The 4,269-nt window shown below is 60.0% G+C and carries 4 protein-coding genes; all 4 read right to left on the bottom strand.

Going from position 1 to position 4,269, the window contains the following annotated elements; translation table 11 throughout:
• Window positions 1-69: 69 nt before the first annotated feature.
• A complete protein-coding gene (locus EOA36_RS29150) occupies window positions 70-801 on the bottom strand; it encodes a peptidase (RefSeq protein WP_127280448.1) in 732 nt (243 codons plus the stop codon).
• 31 nt (window positions 802-832) lie between these two features.
• Window positions 833-1,627 (bottom strand): transglutaminase family protein, encoded by a 795-nt coding sequence (locus tag EOA36_RS29145; RefSeq protein ID WP_127280447.1) that lies wholly within the window; start codon window positions 1,625-1,627, stop codon window positions 833-835.
• 7 nt (window positions 1,628-1,634) lie between these two features.
• Window positions 1,635-2,576: an alpha-E domain-containing protein gene (locus EOA36_RS29140; protein ID WP_127280446.1), complete on the bottom strand. Its 942-nt coding sequence runs from the start codon at window positions 2,574-2,576 to the stop codon at window positions 1,635-1,637.
• A gap of 135 nt (window positions 2,577-2,711) precedes the next feature.
• Window positions 2,712-4,124, bottom strand: a complete 1,413-nt coding sequence (locus EOA36_RS29135; RefSeq protein WP_167531426.1) for a circularly permuted type 2 ATP-grasp protein — start codon at window positions 4,122-4,124, stop codon at window positions 2,712-2,714.
• Window positions 4,125-4,269 lie beyond the last annotated feature (145 nt).

The raw sequence follows: 4,269 nt of genomic DNA, 5'->3' as shown, positions 1-4,269 counted from the left end.
CTCTTCAAGACCATATTAATTAACATGTGAAATATTTGCAACCGCCGTCGACTGGCGAGATAGGCAAAACTAGCCGGGAAAATCCGGCAGGCTGGCGAACGCGGTCTTCAGGGCATTCGACCATCCATCGGAGATTGTGCGGTAATACTGATCGTCCTGGCCGATCCGCTTTTTCAGGCCGACCTGAAAGGCGTCCCGCTCCAGGAAAAGCAGGTCGAGCGGCAAGCCGACCGACAGGTTCGATTTCAACGTCGAATCGAACGACACCAGCAAGAGTTTAACCGTCTCGGCGAGGCTCATCGTCTTTTCATAGGCGCGGATGATGATCGGCTTGCCGTATTTGGTCTCGCCGATCTGGAAGAACGGCGTGTCGTCGGTCGACTCGATGAAATTGCCTTCGGGATAGATCATGAACAGGCGTGGCGGGCTGCCCTTGATCTGCCCACCGAGGATGAAGGAGGCATTGAAATAGGAATCGGCCTTCTCGCCGGCGGGCGACGATTGCGCGATCACCTCTTTCACCGTGTCGCCGACCAGCCGCACCGTCTGGTACATGGACGGTGTTTCGAGCAGCTTCTCGTGGCGGTCGGTCACCGCCTTGGTGCGCTCGTCGAGCAGGCTGACCACGGCCTGTGTCGTCGCCAGATTGCCGGCCGACATCAAGACGATGACGCGCTCGCCCGGCTGCTCCCACACATGCATCTTCTTGAAGGTCGAGATCGAATCCATGCCGGCATTGGTGCGCGTGTCCGACATGAACACGAGCCCGCGATCGATCTTGAGGCCGACGCAATAGGTCATAGAATCTCTTGAGGCAGCAATCCTGGGGGGATTACTGCTCTACCGTGACGGTGACCGCAAGCAGTTCTTCCGCCTGTCCCATCCGAATTCCCGACACCGGCGAAGCGTCACGGTAGTCGCGGCCGGTAGCCACCTTCACATAGCGTTCATCGGGAGAAATACCATTGGCGGGATCGAAGGCAACCCAGCCGAGGCCCGCGACATGGGCTTCGGCCCAGGCGTGGCTCGCCGCCTGCTCCACCGCCGCATCCATCATCAGATAGCCGCTGACATAGCGGGCCGGAAATCCCATGGCGCGCGCGGCGGCGGCAAAGATGTGGCTATGGTCCTGGCAAACGCCGGTCTTCAGCGCCAAGGCTTCCTCGGCTGCGGTCGTCGCATTGGTGGTGCCGGGCGTGTAGGCGACGCGTTCGCCGATTGCGGCCATCAGCCGATGCAGCCTTTCAAGATCGGTCCCCTTGCCGACCGCCTCGGCAAGATCACGGATGCCGCCGCCTATGGTGGTCAAAGCGGTCTCCTGCGCGAACAACCAGAGTGGCGCGAAACCTTGGTGTGGCCCGCAAACGCCTGACGTATCGCGCGTCACCACCTCGCCCGAAGCCTCGACCGTGATCACGTCGTTGTCACCCTCGACGCTCAACAGCCTGTTGTCGTTGCCGTAATGGTCGGTAAATCGCACTTCCTCGCGCGCGCCTTCGACCTTCAGCGCCCAGGACAGCACTGTCTGTGTCGGCCCGCTCATGGGAAGCAGCCGCAGCCTCTGAAGTAGATATTGCACCGGCGCGTCATAGCGATATTCGGTCCGGTGAGTGATTTTCAGCCGCATGGCTTCCTCAATAAAACCTGTAGTCCTGCGCGATCTCGTCGCCGAGCCTGGTGTTGTCGCGAATGAACCCGGCCAGGAACTCGTGCAGGCCCGCGTCGAATATGTCCTTGATCGATCCCGCGCGCAGCATCGTCTGGGTCTTCTCCGCGGTCGCGTGGCAGGCATGACGCTCGCCATAGTCGTCGCCGAGGAACTTCAGATGCTCGGCCAGGAAGCGATAGCAGAAGGTCAGCGACCTCGGCATGCGCACATTGAGGATCAGGTAGTCGGCGATGTTGGTGGGCTTGTAGTCGGCATCGTAGACCCAGCGATAGGAGCGATGCGCCGACACCGAACGCAGGATCGATTCCCACTGATAGTTGTCCAGGCTCGATCCGACCCATGAAATCGACGGCAACAGCACGTAGTATTTCACGTCGAGAATGCGCGCGGTGTTGTCGGCGCGCTCGACATAGGTGCCGAGCTGCGAGAAGTCGAAAATCTCGTTGCGCAGCATGGTGCCGTAGAACGAGCCACGGATCAGCGCTGTCTCGCGCTTGATCGCATCGAGCACATTGGGCAGGTCGCGCTCGTCGATCGGCCTCGCCAGCATCCGTTTCAGCGCCATCCAGGCTTCGTTGATGCTCTCCCAGGTCTCGCGCGTCAGCGCGGTGCGCACCATGCGCGCATTGTTGCGGGCGGTCTCGATCGACGACATCGTGCTTGAAGGGTTCGACGTGTCGCGCAGCAGGAAATCAGCGACATTCGCCGCCGAATAGTCCGAATACTTCTGCGTGAAGGCAGCGTCGGAGCCGGCGCTGAGCAGCACGGAGTTCCACTCCTCCGAGGCGCTTTGAGTGCGGGTGAGCGCCATGCGCAGGCCGGCATCGACCAACCGCGCCATGTTTTCGGCCCGCTCGATATAGCGGTTCATCCAGTAGAGCCCGTTGGCGGTGCGGCCGAGAAGCATGGAATGGCCCTTCGGGCTAGTGAGCAGGGAATAGCGAGTAGGGAATGGCAAGCGACTGAATCTCAACGGAATATGGCATTTCCCTGTCCCCTCTACTTCCACTATTCACGACTGACTATCCCCTACTCACCCATCTCAATCATCCAGCACCCAGGTGTCCTTGGTGCCGCCGCCTTGCGAGGAATTCACCACCAGCGAGCCTTCCTTCAGCGCAACGCGCGTCAGCCCACCAGGCACGATCTGGATGCGATCGGAAACCAGCACATAAGGCCGCAAGTCGACGTGGCGCGGCGCCAGGCCCTTGTCAGTCAGGATCGGACAGGTCGAGAGCGCTAGCGTCGGTTGGGCGATGTAATTAGACGGCTTGGCCTGCAGCTTCTTGGCAAAATCCTGGCATTCCTTCTTGGTTGCAGCCGGGCCGACCAGCATGCCGTAGCCGCCGGAACCGTGCACTTCCTTGATGACGAGCTCATCAATGTGTTCGAGCACATATTTCAGGCTGTCCGGTTCCGAACAGCGCCAGGTCGGAATGTTGCCGAGGATCGCCTTGCGGCCGGTGTAGAATTCGACGATCTCCGGCATGTAGGAATAGATCGCCTTGTCGTCGGCAATGCCGGTTCCCGGCGCATTGGCAATGGTGATGTTGCCGGCGCGGTAGACATCCATGATGCCGGGTATGCCAAGAGCTGAATCCGGCCTGAAGGTCAGCGGGTCCAGGAAAGAATCATCCACGCGGCGGTAGAGAACGTCGATCTGCTTGTAGCCTTCGGTCGTACGCATCGCGACATGGCCGTCGACGACGCGCAGATCCTGTCCCTCCACAAGCTGCACCCCCATCTGGTCGGCAAGGAAGGCGTGTTCGAAATAGGCAGAATTGAAACTGCCGGGCGTCAGCACCGCGATGGTCGGCGCCCCCTTGGTGCCTTGCGGCCGCACCGCCGCCAGCGACTGGCGCAGCAGCTGCGGGTAGTTCTCCACCGGCCGCACCTTGATCTTCTGGAACAGCTCGGGGAACAGTTGCATCATCGTTTCGCGGTTCTCCAACATGTAGGAGACACCGGAGGGCGTGCGTGCATTGTCTTCCAGCACGTAGAACTCGTCCTCGCTGATGCGCACGATGTCGACGCCGATAATGTGGGTGTAGACGCCGGCCGGTGGCCGCACGCCGATCATTTCCGGCAGGAAAGCCTCGTTCTTGGCAATCAAGTCCCTTGGGACGCGGCCGGCGCGAAGGATTTCCTGGCGATGGTAGATGTCGTCGAGGAAGGCGTTCAGCGCCTGTACGCGCTGCTCGATGCCTTGCGTCAGGCGGCGCCACTCATTGCCTGAAATGATGCGGGGAACGATGTCGAACGGGATCAATCGCTCAGATGCTTCCTGCTCGCCATAAACGGCAAAAGTGATGCCGGTCTTGCGAAAGACGCGTTCGGCGTCCTGCATCTTTTCGGTAAGTCTGGCTGGATCCTGCTCCTTCAGCCAGCGATCGTAAGCCGAATACGGTCTTCTAAGTCCGGAGACCTCCGGAAGCATTTCATCGAACGCTGCCAATCGCATACTCCCCTGTGACGCCATTTCACTGGCGTCGCCGGAGAAAATCAAGCGCAATCGGCGATTTGGAAGAACCTGACGATGAGTATGTCGCGGCTGCCTAAAATTGAGGCAGCTGAAATATGCGCTTGATCAGGCTTTGCCT

Origin of the sequence: Mesorhizobium sp. M8A.F.Ca.ET.021.01.1.1 (assembly GCF_003998025.1) — a bacterium.
GTDB lineage: Bacteria > Pseudomonadota > Alphaproteobacteria > Rhizobiales > Rhizobiaceae > Mesorhizobium.
The sequence above is the reverse complement of the archived record's forward strand: the minus strand, read 5'-3'. Positions and strand labels throughout refer to the sequence as shown.

Coding starts and splice junctions, on each gene's coding strand:
- EOA36_RS29150 (WP_127280448.1), bottom strand. CDS start 801: ATGACCTATTGCGTCGGCCTCAAGATCGATCGCGGGCTCGTGTTCATG.
- EOA36_RS29145 (WP_127280447.1), bottom strand. CDS start 1,627: ATGCGGCTGAAAATCACTCACCGGACCGAATATCGCTATGACGCGCCG.
- EOA36_RS29140 (WP_127280446.1), bottom strand. CDS start 2,576: ATGCTTCTCGGCCGCACCGCCAACGGGCTCTACTGGATGAACCGCTAT.